Source organism: Rhodococcus sp. 852002-51564_SCH6189132-a (assembly GCF_001665495.1).
GTDB classification, from domain to species: Bacteria; Actinomycetota; Actinomycetes; order Mycobacteriales; family Mycobacteriaceae; genus Rhodococcus; species Rhodococcus pyridinivorans.
The window spans coordinates 37,396-51,909 of record NZ_LZMJ01000037.1; the positions used below are offsets into that span (position 1 = coordinate 37,396).

Sequence of the window (14,514 nt, forward strand, 5' to 3'; positions counted from 1 at the left end):
GCATTCCGGATTCGAGTGAGGATCCGAGCATGATGCGGTCGTACCCTGGGCTGATGCACGAACGTCTCGTCGACCGCAATCCGGTGGTGCCTGCAGACCAGTTGGTGGCGCAGATGGTGCCCCCCGCGATGTTCGACGAGGTGAGCTTCGAGTCGTACATTCCGGATCCGAACGAGCCGAGCCAGGCGGCCGCGGTGACGACCGCTGCGGAGTTCGTCGGCAAGATCGGGAAGATCCGCGGCGGCAAGCGCGGCCTGTTCGGCCGCCGCTCCCAGCCGCAGGGGGCCGGCCTCTACCTCGACGGCGGCTTCGGCGTGGGCAAGACCCACCTGCTCGCCTCGATCTTCCACAGCGCACCCGCGCCCAAGGCCTTCGGCACGTTCGTCGAGCTCACCCACGTCGTCGGCGCCCTCGGGTTCAACAAGGCCGTCGAGGAGCTGTCGAACCACAGCGTGCTGTGCATCGACGAGTTCGAACTCGACGATCCGGGCGACACCATGCTCGTCTCGCGCCTGCTGACCGAACTGTCGGCCCGCGGCGTCTCGATCGTCGCGACCTCCAACACGCTCCCCGGCCAGCTGGGTGAGGGACGGTTCGCGGCACAGGACTTCCTGCGCGAGATCAAGAAGCTCGCGTCGATCTTCGAGACCATCCGCGTCGACGGCCCCGACTACCGTCACCGCGACCTGCCGCCTGCACCCGATCCGGTCGACTCGGCAGAGCTCACCGAGCGCGCCGACGCGATCCCGGGTGCGACGCTCGACGACTTCGACGAGCTGTGCGCGCACCTGAGCACGCTGCACCCGTCCCGTTACGGCAAGCTCGTCGAGGGTGTCCCCGCCGTCTTCGTCGAGGGTGTGCACCCGGCGAAGGACCAGTCGGTGGCCCTGCGTCTGGTGGTCCTCGCCGACCGCATGTACGACGCGAGCATCCCCGTGACGGTCTCCGGCGCCAAGCTCGACGAGATCTTCACGCCCGAGATGCTCGCGGGCGGCTACCGCAAGAAGTACCTGCGCGCGACGTCCCGTCTGCTGGCGCTGTCCCGATTCGAGGTTGCCGCGGGCTGATCGGATACCCGGCGCTCATGCGCGCCGGGTCGACCTTCACCCCATCACCGGCTCACCGGCCGGCGTCCCTTCGGAGGGTGCGCTGCATGACGAAATCGTCGTGCGTCTGCGCCCCCACGACGAACGTGCGCGTGCCCACCACCTCGAAGCCCTGCTTCTCGTAGAAGCGCCGGGCGCGGGTGTTCTCCTGGTTGACGCCGAGCCACAGGCCCACACGCCCGAGTGTGTGGGCCCGCGCGACGATCGCATCCATGAGCGCCGCAGAGATTCCGGAACCGTGATGGCCCGGCATCACGTACAGCTTGCTGATCTCGATCGCCGGCCGCGCCGTGATCATCGCGTCGATCGCCGGATCCTCGGGAGCGGCGTCCACTGCCATCAGATAACCGACGATCTCCTCACCCGCGCGCGCCTCGAGAACGATGCGTTCGGGGGAGGACAGGTACTCGGCGAACTTCTCCGCGCTGAGGGTGCGCTCGATGAAGTCGGCGATGTCGTCCTCGGCGGCGTCCTGAGGGCAGGCGAGCGGGAAGGTCGCGGCGGCGACCTGAGCGATCGCCTCGGCGTCCCAGATGCCCGCCTCGTCGACGGAGACTGCTTCTTCGAGTGGTGGCATGGACATGCACACCAGTGAAGCACTCGGACGGGACGATACGGCAGGTGCCCCGCGTGTCGATGCGAGACGGAGACACGAGCCCGGACGCGAGACGGAGAAGGGTCCGGATATGGCTGAACCCCAGCCTTGGATGGGGGGTCATGGCTGGGGTTCGACACCATCGGGGGGATGGCAACATCCACGCTACATGAGGGATCCCTCAGGTTCCAGCGACCGTGGTCACGGTTGCGTCACACGGTCCCGTGGATGCGACTTGCACGAAATGTCGGTGCGTTGTACCGTCGCGGCTATGAAGCGCGTACTCGTAGTTCACCGCCGTAGCGGGGTCTGATTCGGACCGACCCCTCGCTGCGGGTCGTTGAGCTACGCGTCGGTCCTTCCTTCTCATGGAAGACCACTACGAACGATGAACGCCTTCACCTCCTTCTCGGGTTTCGCTCCGATGTTCCCCTCTGGCACCCCTGATGCCGATCCGTTCTTCGCCCGCTACGGACGCGGCCTTCCTCGGGGATTGCGCGAGGAAGCCTCCGGCATGAGTTGGACGGAGTTCGAATCCACCTACGGTGCGCAGCACGGCCCGGTCCGCCTCGGTGGCTGGACCGCGACGGCCCTGGGTGCGGGACGCAGCGCCTTCGAGGCGACGATCGCGATCGGCGACACGATCCATACGGCATCCGCCACGACCTGCGGACCGATCGCCGCGATGACCGCGATGCTGTACGACCTCGGGCTGAACATCGAGATCCTGTCGTTCCACCGCCACGACCTCGGTGAGATGTCCGCGACCTTCCTGCTGTGCCGCTCCGGCGAGCGCACGACCTGGGTGATGGGCACGGGCGAGACCGGCAACGAGTCGTCGCTGCGGGCGATGATCGCGGGGATCAACACGCTCGGCGCGTGACGCGCCGATCCGGTGCGGGGGAATACCTCCGCACCGGATCACCCGTTGCCGGATTCTCACCGGGTGGCCCGGACGATCGGCGGTCTCCACGAACGAATGCGTCTCCACGAACGAATGAAGGCTCCCTTCGAAATTCGAAGGGAGCCTTCATCTTCTGTGCGCGATACTGGGATTGAACCAGTGACCTCTTCCGTGTCAGGGAAGCGCTCTCCCGCTGAGCTAATCGCGCCGGCATGGTGATCGCCGGAATGGAGCGGATGACGGGATTCGAACCCGCGACCCTCACCTTGGCAAGGTGATGCGCTACCAGCTGCGCTACATCCGCATGTGCACGTTCTTTCGGTGAACCGGCTCGGCCCACGTGCTGGTCGAACCTGGTGCGCGATACTGGGATTGAACCAGTGACCTCTTCCGTGTCAGGGAAGCGCTCTCCCGCTGAGCTAATCGCGCGAGGTGGAGACGGGAATCGAACCCGTGTGCACGGCTTTGCAGGCCGTTGCCTCACCACTCGGCCACTCCACCGTAAAAGGTCGAGTCCAACCTCTCGAGCGGATGACGGGATTCGAACCCGCGACCCTCACCTTGGCAAGGTGATGCGCTACCAGCTGCGCTACATCCGCATTCGCACCGTTCGGCGTCGTGCTCTCCGTGGTGCGGTTCAAAACAGTAGCCGAGCATCTACGAAACGCACAAATCCGCAGGTCAACGGCAGAAAACCGGCAGATTTCGCGAAGGTGACGGGCTGATGACCCCTGCGGGAGGCGACGAATAGGGCTTCGGAGGCCGAGCCCGCGTCCCCCGCTCGTGTCGCTCCGGCCGACACTTGCGTTCCCCGGTCCTCCCGAGTTGAGGGCCGTCCACGTCCCGGGGCTCCGGGTGCGCCTTCTCGTCTCTACGAGCACGGTTTCCTGCCCGCTCGCGTACGCGCGCGAGAGGCGCCACCCGAACGCGCTGCACGGAACATCCGCGTCGAAACGCTGGGACCAGGCGATTCGTCTTCATGGCGGGAGCGTGTTAGTGTTCCATCTCGTTCGAGCCGCTGCGGAGCGGCCCGGTCCCGTGGCTCAGTGGAAGAGCGTCCCGTTCACACCGGGGAGGTCGCTGGTTCGATCCCAGCCGGGACCACCGAGATCGGCAGTGACGAAAGGCACCCCCGCAGGGGTGCCTTTTTTCGTACCTTGATGAAATCGTTGAGCGAGCGTGGCGCCCGGTCGGGTGGTCGCCCGCGAGCGCTTGTTTCCTTCGAACCGCAACGGCCCCCTCGGGCCCGACCACGCGTGTCGTGTGGGCACAGCTGTGGTGCTTGTGGCCGAAGTGCGCGTAGTGATGGCAGGATCGTGGTCGTCGAGGAGGGCACGTCCGGATGAGCGTTGCGGACAGCGAATGGCCGGTCGTGGGGGCGACCGGAGCGAGATTCGGATCCGGTCGGTCCCGTCGACGTCGGCGGCCGGCGGATCACGCCGTGCCGGTACGGAATCACCGCGAGCCGGGCCCCGTCGTGGACGAGGTCACGGCAGCCGAGATGTACCGTCCCGCAGCGCAGCCGGTCGACACAGCGCAGCCGGTCGACAGAGCGTTGTCGGTCGACAGAGCGTTGTCGGGCGGTGCAGCGCAGCCGGCCGGCCGGAATGCGGGCACCGGGACCAGTGTGGGAATCGAGGACATGAACCAGTCAGAGACGTCGTCGTTCGTGCGCCCGTTCGTGCGGAGCGGGGGACGCACCCGAGCCGAGGTGGAGCTGCCTCTCGAAGTGCTCGTGTCGGCCGTCCCCTCCGCGATGGGCAGTGAGTCCGGTCCGGCGATGGACGAGCATCGCCTCGTGCTGGCGTTGTGCGCCCAGCCGAGATCGATCATGGAGATCGCGGCCCTCGCGCAGATCCCGCTCGGTGTCGCGCGCGTGCTCGTCGGGGATCTCGCGGCGACCGGCGAGATCACCGTGCACCGCACGGCCGACAAGGTGGGACCGAACGTCGAACTGCTCGAACGGGTGCTGACGGGTCTCAACCACCTCTGAGTTTCTCCGCTCGGCTCCCTGTGTTCGCTGCCCGGGCGGATGTCGATAGCATGATGAAGTTGCCGTGTGCTCGCGATCGTCGACCGCAGCACGCGTCCGGCGACGACCACGTATCAGGCATCGAGCCGAGGAGTCCGTCACAGTGACCACGCCCGCATCCGCGAAACCAGCCACGATCGTCCGGGTGCCCGCGGGGACCACTGCGGGCGCGGCGGTCCGTGACGCGGGTCTGCCCACCAAGGGACCCGAGACGATCGTGGTCGTCCGCGACTCCGAAGGCACGCTGCACGATCTTTCGTGGACGCCGGAATCGGACGTCGAGGTCGAGGCCGTCGGCGCCGACACCGAGGACGGTCGCAGCGTCATCCGCCACTCGGCCGCCCACGTGCTCGCACAGGCCGTGCAGCAGGAGTTTCCAGAGGCGAAGCTCGGCATCGGCCCGCCCATCCGCGACGGCTTCTACTACGACTTCCAGGTCGAGCGTCCCTTCACGCCCGAAGATCTCGCGAAGCTCGAGAAGCGGATGAAGAAGATCGTCAAGGATGCCCAGCGCTTCTCGCGTCGCGTCGTCGACAGCCTCGAGGACGCCCGCGAGGAATTGAAGGACGAACCGTTCAAACTCGAACTCATCGACGACAAGGCAGGAAGCAGTGACTTCGAGCCGGACCCCGAGGTGATGGAGGTCGGCGGCAAGGAACTGACCATCTACGACAACCTCAACCCCCGCACGGGTGAGCTCGTCTGGAAGGACCTGTGCCGCGGCCCGCACGTGCCCACCACCAAGTTCATCCCGGCATTCAAGCTCACGCGCAGTTCCGCGGCCTACTGGCGCGGCGACCAGGACAACGCCGGCCTGCAGCGCATCTACGGCACGGCCTGGGAGTCCACCGAGGCGCTCGACGCGCACCTCGAACTCCTCGCCGAGGCCGAGCGCCGCGACCACCGCAAGCTCGGCACCGAACTCGACCTGTTCTCGTTTCCCGACGAGCTCGGCTCGGGACTGCCGGTCTTCCATCCGAAGGGCGGCATCATCCGCCAGGAGATGGAGAACTACTCGCGTCAGCGGCACGTCGAGGCCGGCTACGAGTTCGTGTACTCGCCGCACATCACCAAGGGCCACCTCTACGAGGTCTCCGGTCACCTCGACTGGTACCGCGACGGCATGTTCCCGGCGATGCACATCGACGAGGAGCTCAACGAGGACGGCACGGTTCGCAAGCCGGGTCAGGACTACTACCTCAAGCCGATGAACTGCCCGATGCACGACCTGATCTTCCGGTCGCGAGGCCGCTCGTACCGCGAGCTGCCGCTTCGCATGTTCGAGTTCGGATCCGTCTACCGCTACGAGAAGTCCGGTGTGATCCACGGGCTCACCCGTGTGCGCGGCATGACGCAGGACGACGCGCACATCTTCTGCACCCCGGAGCAGATGCGCGACGAGCTCACCAGCGTCCTGAAGTTCATCCTCGACCTGCTGAAGGATTACGGGCTCGACGACTACTACCTCGAACTGTCGACGAAGAATCCCAAGAAGTTCGTCGGCAGCGACGAGCTGTGGGACGTCGCGACCGACACCCTGCGTGAGGTCGCCGAGGCCTCGGGTCTGCACCTCGTCCCGGATCCGGGCGGTGCGGCCTTCTACGGTCCGAAAATCTCGGTGCAGGTCAAGGACGCCCTGGGCCGCAGCTGGCAGATGTCGACGATCCAGCTCGACTTCAATCTGCCGGAGCGATTCGAGCTCGAGTACACCGGCACCGACGGGGCGAAACACCGGCCCGTCATGATCCACCGGGCGCTCTTCGGGTCGATCGAGAGGTTCTTCGGCGTGCTCACCGAGCACTACGCCGGTGCCTTCCCGGCGTGGCTCTCGCCCGTCCAGGTCGTGGGCATTCCTGTGGCCGCGGACTTCGAGGACCACTTGTTCGACGTCGTGGGCAAGCTGAAGGCTCAGCGGATCCGGGCCGAGGTCGACGTCTCCGACGACCGTATGCAGAAGAAGATCCGCACCCACACCACGCAGAAGGTGCCGTTCATGCTGCTTGCCGGTGAGCGCGACGTCGCGGCGGGCGCGGTCAGTTTCCGTTTCCGCGACGGCACGCAGGTCAACGGCGTGCCGGTCGACGAGGCCGTGCGGATCGTGACCGAATGGGTCCGTCGCCGCGAGAACGCCTCGCCCACCGCCGAGCTCGTCGGTTCCGGTGGGGAAGGCAGCCCGTCGTGACGGGCGATCGCACTCCGGGGCCGGCCGACATCCCCGCGACCGACGACAGTCCCGCGTCGATGGTCGATCGCGGTGTGGGGGAGTCCGACCACCTGCAGCGCCTGTGGTCGCCGCACCGGATGTCGTACATCACCGAGTCCCCGCGAGGTCGCGACGAGCCGTACGAACCCTTTACCGATATCCCGAAGATGTCCGACGAGGAAGGTCTCGTCGTCGCTCGCGGCGAAACGGTGTACGCGGTGCTCAACCTGTACCCGTACAACCCGGGGCACCTGATGGTCGTACCGTATCGCCGGGTGGCCAACCTCGAGGACCTGACGCCCGAGGAGAGCGCCGAACTCATGCAGTTCGCGCAGCGGGCGCTCCGCGTCATCAAGCGCGTCTCGCGTCCGCACGGCTTCAACGTCGGCCTCAACCTCGGTGCCGCGGCGGGAGGCTCGTTGGCCGAGCATCTCCACCTGCACGTCGTGCCGCGCTGGGGCGGCGACGCCAACTTCATCACCGTCCTCGGTGGGTCGAAGGTCATGGTGCAGTTGCTGCGCGACACCCGTGCACTGCTCGCCTCGGCATGGGACGAGTGACAGCCCTCCCCGAGTCGTCGCGATCGCATCGTACGGCCGTGGTGCCGTTCGCGTGTCGATCCGCTGCGGGCCGACTGCGCATTTCCGGCCCTACTCGTGGCAGGATCGGATTCCGGACACAACGGTCGGACAGGAAGACAGGGGTCGCGGGATGCTGAGCTTCTTCGGGCGTGCGTCGGTGTCGAAGGTCACCGCGCCGCTCGGCAAGGCGCTGATCCGTACCGGCCTGACTCCGGACGCCGTCACACTCGTCGGCACCGTCGCCACGATCGCCGCCGCCGTGACCCTGTTCCCCATGGGACACCTGTTCTGGGGTGCGATGGTCATCTGGCTGTTCGTCATGTTCGACATGCTCGACGGAGCCATGGCCCGGGCCCGCGGTGGCGGAACGCGCTTCGGCGCGGTTCTCGACGCGACCTGCGACCGGGTCGCCGACGGCGCGATCTTCGCCGGTCTCGCGTGGTGGGCCGTCTACCACGAGCAGAGCCGTCCGCTGTTCGTCGCCACCTTGCTCTGTCTGGTGACCTCGCAGGTCATCTCGTACGCGAAGGCGCGGGCCGAAGCGAGTGGACTGTCCGCCGACGGCGGTCTGATCGAACGACCCGACCGGCTCGTGATCGTGCTCGTCGGCGCCGGTCTCACCGGCCTCGGACTCGACTGGGCGATCCACATCGCCATGTGGCTGCTCGTCGTCGGATCGGTGATCACCGTCTTCCAGCGGGTGCTCGCCGTCCGCAACTCCGCGGGTGCGCGCGAACTGCTTCCCATCACGCCCCCGGCCGGGGGGACGACGGAGACCCGGGACGACGGGGGAGCACAGTGAGTGTCGGCGAGAAGGCGTCCGATCTCGCGTACGCGGGTGGCTGGCGCCTGGTCCGGGCACTGCCCGACGGCGTCGCGCGACGGTTGTTCGACGCCGGCGCCGACCATGCGGCGCGCCGTGGCGGCGGACCGCAGCAACTGCGCCGCAACCTCGCGCGGGTGCTCGGGGTGCAGCCGCACGAGGTGCCCGACGATCTGATCCGCCGGTCGGTCCGGTCCTACGCGCGCTACTGGCGCGAGGCGTTCCGCCTGCCGTCGATGGATCTCGACGCGACCGCGAAGTCGATCGATTCGTCCATCGAGGGCCGTGAGCACATCGAGGCGGCGCTCGCCGCCGGTCGCGGCGCGATCCTGGCGCTGCCCCACAGTGGGAACTGGGATCTCGCCGGCGTGTGGTGCGTCCGCTACTTCGGCGGATTGACCACGGTCGCCGAGCGCCTGCGTCCGGAGTCCCTCTACCGCCGTTTCGTGGACTACCGCGAGGGTCTCGGTTTCGAGATCTTCCCCTCGAGCGGCGGGGAGACGCCGCCGTTCGGGGAGCTTGCCGCGCGGTTGCGCGACAACCGGATCGTGTGCCTGCTCGGCGAACGCGACCTCGCCCGCAAGGGAGTGCCGGTCACCTTCTTCGGCGAACCCACCCGCATGCCCGCCGGACCGGCGAAACTGGCCATCGACACCGGTGCGGCACTGTTGCCGGTGCACTGCTGGTTCACCGAGGACGGCTGGGGGTTCCGCGTGGATCCGGAGCTCGACGTGAGTGTCGGGATCGACGCTGCCACACAGGCCCTCGCCGACCGGTTCGCCGCCAACATCGCCGCCCACCCCGAGGACTGGCACATGCTGCAGCCGTTGTGGCTCGACGACCTGTCGGAGGCTCGCCGCGCCCGGATGGAGGCGTAGGTGAGGATCGGGATGGTCTGCCCGTACTCCTTCGACGTTCCCGGTGGAGTACAGGCACACGTCGTGGATCTCGCGGAGGTCCTCATCGGCCGCGGGCACGAGGTGAGTGTGCTGGCACCCGCGTCGGAGACGACGCCCCTGCCCGACTTCGTCGTCTCCGCCGGTCGCGCCGTCGCGATCCCGTACAACGGGTCCGTCGCGCGCCTGAGTTTCGGTCCGGTCTCCTATGCCCGGGTCCGCCGCTGGATCAACGACAACGATTTCGACGTCCTCCACATCCACGAACCGAACGCGCCGAGCCTGTCGATGCTCGCGCTCAAGGTGGCGGAAGGACCGATCGTCGCGACCTTCCACACGTCGACGACGAAATCGCTGGTGCTCAGCACCTTCCAGGGTGTCCTGCAGCCCTATCTCGAGAAGATCAGCGGCCGGATCGCGGTGTCCGAGCTGGCCCGGCGGTGGCAGGTCACCTCTCTCGGTGCCGATGCGGTCGAGATCCCCAACGGTGTGGACGTGCCGTTGTTCCGGCACGCCCCGCTGCTGCCGGGCTACCCGCGAGCGGGCCGCACGGTGCTCTTCCTCGGCCGGTACGACGAACCCCGCAAGGGCATGGAGATCCTGCTCGGCGCGTTGCCGGCGCTCGTCGCCCGACATCCCGACATCGAGATCCTCGTGGTCGGGCGCGGTGACGAGGACCGCTTGCGGAAGGGAGCGGGACGCTACTTCCGGCACTTGCGGCTGCTCGGGCAGGTCGACGACGACGAGAAGGCGTCCGCGATGCGCAGCGCCGACGTGTACTGCGCGCCGAACCTCGGTGGTGAGAGCTTCGGCATCGTGCTCGTCGAGGCCATGGCCGCGGGGACGGCGGTCGTCGCCTCCCAGCTCGACGCCTTCCGCCGGGTACTGCGCGACGGGCAGGCCGGGGTCCTCGTCCCGGTCGGCGATGCCGATGCGCTCGCGCGTGGACTCCTCGAGGTCCTCGACGACGACGACCGCCGGCAGGCATTGGTCGACTTCGGATCCACGGTGGTCGAAGCGTACGACTGGCCGGTGGTCGCAGATCAGATCCTGCGGGTCTACGAGACCGTCACCGTCGGTGCCGGCCCGGTGCGGGAGGTCCGGTCGTGACCGTCAGCGCGGTGACGATCCTCGTCCTGTCGCTGATCGCCGCCGTGGTCGTGGCGATCGGTGTGTGGGCCTATTCCACCGCCAACCGACTCGACCGCCTCCATGTGCGCTCGGATCTGTCCTGGCAGGCACTCGATGCGGCCCTGGCGCGTCGCGCGGCGGTCGTGCGGAGCATCGTGGCGTCGATCCCGGTCCCGGAGGGACGCACACTCGCCCTGCTCGCCGATACTGCCGAACGTGCGGACCGCGCCCGGCGCGAGGAGGCCGAGAACGCGTTGTCGGCCTCCTTGGCACGGCTCGAGACCGGCCGGCTGCGCCCCCAACTCGTGGCCGAGCTCGCCGACGCGGAGGCGCGGGTGCTCATCGCCCGTCGTTTCCACAACGACGCGGTGCGCGACACCCTGGCGTTGCGCACCCGACGGCCGGTCCGCTGGTTGCACCTCGGGGGAACCGCGCCGCTGCCCACCTATTTCGAGATTGCCGAGCGGGCGGGTGCGGTCGCCACCGCGCCTCCGGCCGTTCCCGGCACGTCCCCTTCCTCAGGCGCGGCCACTGCTCCCGCTTCGCGGACCACCCCGGTGCCGGATCGGGCACGCACGTCGGCTCGCGTCGTGGTGCTCGACGAGGACGGCCGGGTCCTGCTGCTGCGCGGACACGACCCCGCGGTGCCCGAGCGGCACTTCTGGTTCACGATCGGTGGCGCCGTCGAGCCCGGCGAGGACCTGGCGACGGCCGCGCTCCGGGAGCTCGCCGAGGAGACCGGTCTGCGGGTCGAGCGCGACCTCCTGTGCGGGCCGATGTGGCGGCGCGTGGCCGTCTTCCCGTTCAACGGTGAGGTCCTGCACTCGGAGGAACTGTTCTTCTCGGTGCGGGTGCCGTCCTTCGAACCCGCTGCAGACGGCTTCACCGATCTCGAACGGAGCATGCGCCTCGACCATCGCTGGTTCGACGACGACGAGCTGCAGGCGCTGGTGCGGTCCGGGAACCCGGTCTACCCGCACGATCTGCCCGAGCTCCTCGATGAGGCGAGGCAGGTCGCGACGCGGCGGCTGGAGCCGGAGATCCGCGCGATCCGGTGAAATTTTGAACCCTTTCGGTCCGGCCGCAGAGCCTCTCACGTAGAGATCCAGTTCGCGAAACTGGACGGTTCCTTTGGGGAATGCGCAGGATCTTCAGTGCCCGTCCGAGGAGTGGACCGGTGTGCGGCAGTCCAGTTGTTCCGAACTGGCTATAGGACCGGCTCGGCTGCGCCCCTAGGCTCGGTTCCGCTGCCCGTCGCCCGTGCGCCGGCAGCTTTCGCCGATCCGTCCACCGAGGAGGACTCCCATCGTGACCAGCCCCGACACCGCCCCCGTCACCGGTACCGCCCGCGTCAAGCGTGGCATGGCCGAGATGCTCAAGGGCGGGGTGATCATGGACGTGGTGACCCCCGAACAGGCGAAGATCGCCGAGGACGCCGGCGCGGTGGCGGTCATGGCCCTCGAACGCGTGCCCGCCGACATCCGCGCGCAGGGCGGCGTGTCGCGCATGAGCGATCCCGACATGATCGACGGCATCATCGAGGCCGTCTCGATCCCCGTCATGGCCAAGGCGCGCATCGGCCACTTCGTCGAAGCGCAGGTCCTGCAGGCCCTCGGGGTCGACTACATCGACGAGTCGGAGGTGCTCACCCCCGCCGACTACGAGAACCACATCGACAAGTTCGCGTTCACCGTGCCGTTCGTGTGCGGCGCAACGAATCTCGGTGAGGCACTGCGCCGTATCAACGAAGGCGCGGCGATGATCCGCTCCAAGGGCGAGGCCGGCACCGGCGACGTCTCGAACGCCACGACCCACATGCGCCGGATCCGCCAGGAGATCCGGCGCCTGAGCTCGCTTCCCGAGGACGAGCTCTACGTCGCCGCCAAGGAATTGCAGGCCCCCTACGACCTCGTCGTCGAGGTCGCCCGCGCCGGCAAGCTGCCCGTCACCCTCTTCACCGCCGGTGGCATCGCCACCCCCGCCGACGCCGCGATGATGATGCAGCTCGGGGCCGAGGGCGTGTTCGTCGGATCCGGAATCTTCAAGTCGGGCAACCCCGCCCAGCGTGCGGCCGCGATCGTCAAGGCCACCACCTTCCACGACGATCCCGACGTGCTCGCGAAGGTCTCGCGGGGCCTCGGCGAGGCGATGGTCGGTATCAACGTCGACGAGATCCCGCAGCCCCACCGGCTCGCCGAACGCGGCTGGTGATCGTTCTACCGGGGCGCGTGCAGGGCGAGCAGGGCGACGTCGTCCTGCACGCCCGCCCCGAGCGTCGCGAGCGCCTCGCGGACGGCCCCGACCGCTTCCGCCGCGCTCGTCGGTTTCGATGCGCGGACGTGCTCGAGGAGCCGGTCCTCCCCGAAGCGTTCACGGGTCTCACCGGAGACGAGGGCCTCGGTCACCCCGTCGGTGTACAGCAGCAGCGTGTCGCCGGGGCGCAGCGCGAAGGTGTGCTCGACGAGCCGCGGCGTGGGCAGCATTCCGATCAGCTGTCCGCCGATCGTGGGGAGATAGTCGACGTTGCCGTTCGCGCGCACGAGGAGCGGCGGCGGATGCCCACCCGAGGCGAGACGGATGTCGACCCGTCCGGTGTCCGGATCAGGCGCGACCGTGCCGAAGGTGAGCGTGCAGAAGGGAGCTCGCGTTTCGCTGTGGCGTTCGTCGAACAGGGTGGTGTTGAGCGTCCTGAGCGCCGCGGACGGGACCGTCTCGTAGACCGCCGCGGCGCGCAGCGTGTAGCGGACGATCGACGTCACCGCCGCTGCGCGAGCGCCCTTTCCACACACATCGCCGAGGAACAGCCCCCACGTGCCGGCGCGCGCGGGGAACAGGTCGTAGAAGTCGCCGCCGACCTCGTCGGGGGACGCGATGTGGTAGTACGCGTCGACCTCGAGTCCCGGTACCGCGGGCAGGCTCGGCGGAAGAAGGGTCGCCTGGAGTGTGGCGTTGATCGTGCGGAGCCGCTCACGCTCGAGTTCGGCCTCGCGACGGGCACGGAGCAGTTCCGTCTCGTAGGCGCGGCGCTCGCGGGCATCGAACAGCATCGTGCGGATCAGCGTGGGCCTGCCCTCGGCGTCCGGCTCGACCACCGAGGCGGCCAGGACCGGCAGCCGGGTCCGGTCGGCACGGACGAGTTCGAGGGCGATCCCGTTGATCTGTCCGTGCATGAGGAGGAGCGGCGCGTAGTGGGTCTCGTGGTAGATGCGGCCGCCCACGCTGAGAAGGTCCGAGAAGTACCGCTTGCCGACCAGTTCGTCGCTCGTGAACCCGAGCCAGTCCGTCAAGGTCCGGTTGATCTCCGTGATCCGGCCGTCCGGGAGCGTCGTCAGGAATCCGCACGGCGCGTTGTCGTACAGCGCATCGCCGTGTCGGATACGGGGATCGAGGGTTCGATCGGTCGTCGCCGTCACCCCGATCGGCGCGCGAACGCCGCGATCGCGGCTGCTGTCTCTTCGGGTGCGCTGAGCTGCGGGCAGTGGCCGGTCGCGTTCAGGGTCACGAGTTCGCTCCCGGGGATCTGCTCGTGAACGAAGGCACCGACCTCGCGCGGAGCGATCGCATCGTGGGCGCACTGGGCGACGAGCGTGGGCACCGACACCGCGGCCAGGTCGGAGCGGTTGTCGGACAGGAAGGTCACCCGGGCGAAGACGCGCGCCACCTCGGGATCCGTGCGGCAGAAGATCTCGGCGAGTTCGTCGCCGAGCTCCGGTCGCTCGGGATTGCCCATGATGACCGGCGCCATCGACTCGGTCCAGCCCAGATAGTTCGCCTCGAGGGATTCGAGCAGCTCGTCGATGTCGTCGGTGCTGAACCCACCTCGGTATCCGCTGGCCGGATCGTCGATGAAGCGCGGGGACGGCGCGAGCAGCACGAGACCGGAGAAGACCTCCGGGGCAGCGGCCGCCGCGAGGACACCGATCGATGCGCTCACCGAGTGGCCGACGAAGAGCACCTGCCCGAGATCCAGGCTCCGGCACAGGTCCACGACGTCCTCGGCGTAGGTCTCCATCCGCGAGTAGCGCTGGGAGTCCCAGGCGGTCGCATCGGAACGCCCGGAGCCGACGTGGTCGAACCGCACCACGGTGAAGTCGGGTTCGAGCAGCGGGATCATCAGGCGCCACAGGTGCTGGTCGCAACCGAAACCGTGCGCGAGGACGACCACCGGGCCCTGTCGGTTGCCCGTGATCGTCACGCTGTTCCTGCGCACCATATCGGTGACTTGTCGCATTGCACCCCCTCC

13 protein-coding genes and 6 tRNA genes are annotated in these 14,514 nt (G+C 68.2%); 11 read left to right on the top strand and 8 right to left on the bottom strand.

The window, feature by feature from the left end:
• The first annotated feature begins 53 nt into the window (after window positions 1-53).
• A complete protein-coding gene (gene zapE, locus A5767_RS08160; protein WP_064852126.1) occupies window positions 54-1,067 on the top strand; it encodes a cell division protein ZapE in 1,014 nt (337 codons plus the stop codon).
• A 52-nt stretch (window positions 1,068-1,119) separates the two neighbouring features.
• On the opposite strand, the gene A5767_RS08165 is transcribed toward zapE, so the two are convergent.
• A complete protein-coding gene (locus A5767_RS08165) occupies window positions 1,120-1,689 on the bottom strand; it encodes a GNAT family N-acetyltransferase (protein WP_006551374.1) in 570 nt (189 codons plus the stop codon).
• A gap of 400 nt (window positions 1,690-2,089) precedes the next feature.
• Between A5767_RS08165 and A5767_RS08170 the strand changes: the two genes are divergently transcribed.
• Window positions 2,090-2,584 (top strand): 2-isopropylmalate synthase, encoded by a 495-nt coding sequence (locus A5767_RS08170; protein WP_006551375.1) that lies wholly within the window; start codon window positions 2,090-2,092, stop codon window positions 2,582-2,584.
• A 157-nt stretch (window positions 2,585-2,741) separates the two neighbouring features.
• Here A5767_RS08170 and A5767_RS08175 read toward each other — a convergent pair.
• From A5767_RS08175 to A5767_RS08195, 5 genes are all read right to left on the bottom strand, one after another.
• Window positions 2,742-2,813: transfer RNA gene (locus tag A5767_RS08175), tRNA-Val, on the bottom strand.
• Window positions 2,814-2,833: 20 nt separating this feature from the next.
• Window positions 2,834-2,909: transfer RNA gene (locus A5767_RS08180), tRNA-Gly, on the bottom strand.
• Between the two features lie 50 nt (window positions 2,910-2,959).
• Window positions 2,960-3,034, bottom strand: a tRNA-Val gene (locus A5767_RS08185).
• Window position 3,035: 1 nt separating this feature from the next.
• Window positions 3,036-3,106: transfer RNA gene (locus A5767_RS08190), tRNA-Cys, on the bottom strand.
• A gap of 25 nt (window positions 3,107-3,131) precedes the next feature.
• Window positions 3,132-3,204 (bottom strand) — tRNA-Gly (locus tag A5767_RS08195).
• A 433-nt stretch (window positions 3,205-3,637) separates the two neighbouring features.
• On the opposite strand from A5767_RS08195, the gene A5767_RS08200 reads away from it, so the two are divergent.
• From A5767_RS08200 to pdxS, 9 genes are all read left to right on the top strand, one after another.
• Window positions 3,638-3,709, top strand: a tRNA-Val gene (locus A5767_RS08200).
• Between the two features lie 238 nt (window positions 3,710-3,947).
• Window positions 3,948-4,598, top strand: a complete 651-nt coding sequence (locus tag A5767_RS08205) for a DUF742 domain-containing protein (protein WP_006551376.1) — start codon at window positions 3,948-3,950, stop codon at window positions 4,596-4,598.
• A gap of 142 nt (window positions 4,599-4,740) precedes the next feature.
• A complete protein-coding gene (thrS, locus tag A5767_RS08210) occupies window positions 4,741-6,819 on the top strand; it encodes a threonine--tRNA ligase (protein WP_064852060.1) in 2,079 nt (692 codons plus the stop codon).
• A gap of 59 nt (window positions 6,820-6,878) precedes the next feature.
• Entirely contained in the window at window positions 6,879-7,400 is a 522-nt protein-coding gene (locus A5767_RS08215) for an HIT family protein (RefSeq protein WP_051121556.1), read from the top strand.
• Window positions 7,401-7,551: 151 nt separating this feature from the next.
• On the top strand, window positions 7,552-8,223 hold the full coding sequence (pgsA, locus tag A5767_RS08220) for a phosphatidylinositol phosphate synthase (protein WP_019289235.1): 672 nt from the start codon (window positions 7,552-7,554) through the stop codon (window positions 8,221-8,223).
• Window positions 8,220-9,122: a phosphatidylinositol mannoside acyltransferase gene (locus tag A5767_RS08225; protein ID WP_006551380.1), complete on the top strand. Its 903-nt coding sequence runs from the start codon at window positions 8,220-8,222 to the stop codon at window positions 9,120-9,122. The genes pgsA and A5767_RS08225 overlap by 4 nt, the downstream gene beginning before the upstream one ends.
• Window positions 9,123-10,250 carry a glycosyltransferase family 4 protein gene (locus A5767_RS08230; protein WP_064852061.1) on the top strand — a complete coding sequence of 376 codons (1,128 nt, stop codon included), beginning with the start codon at window positions 9,123-9,125 and terminating at the stop codon, window positions 10,248-10,250.
• Window positions 10,247-11,329 (top strand): NUDIX hydrolase, encoded by a 1,083-nt coding sequence (locus tag A5767_RS08235; protein WP_019289238.1) that lies wholly within the window; start codon window positions 10,247-10,249, stop codon window positions 11,327-11,329. Before A5767_RS08230 ends, A5767_RS08235 begins: the two co-directional genes overlap by 4 nt.
• A gap of 250 nt (window positions 11,330-11,579) precedes the next feature.
• The gene (gene pdxS / locus A5767_RS08240; RefSeq protein ID WP_006551383.1) at window positions 11,580-12,482 is read left to right on the top strand and encodes a pyridoxal 5'-phosphate synthase lyase subunit PdxS; all 903 of its coding nucleotides are present in this window, start codon (window positions 11,580-11,582) and stop codon (window positions 12,480-12,482) included.
• 5 nt (window positions 12,483-12,487) lie between these two features.
• Here pdxS and A5767_RS08245 read toward each other — a convergent pair whose 3' ends face one another.
• Both A5767_RS08245 and A5767_RS08250 read right to left on the bottom strand, forming a co-directional pair.
• Window positions 12,488-13,684, bottom strand: a complete 1,197-nt coding sequence (locus A5767_RS08245; RefSeq protein WP_064852062.1) for a SpoIIE family protein phosphatase — start codon at window positions 13,682-13,684, stop codon at window positions 12,488-12,490.
• A complete protein-coding gene (locus A5767_RS08250; protein WP_033096572.1) occupies window positions 13,681-14,502 on the bottom strand; it encodes an alpha/beta fold hydrolase in 822 nt (273 codons plus the stop codon). Before A5767_RS08250 ends, A5767_RS08245 begins: the two co-directional genes overlap by 4 nt.
• Window positions 14,503-14,514 lie beyond the last annotated feature (12 nt).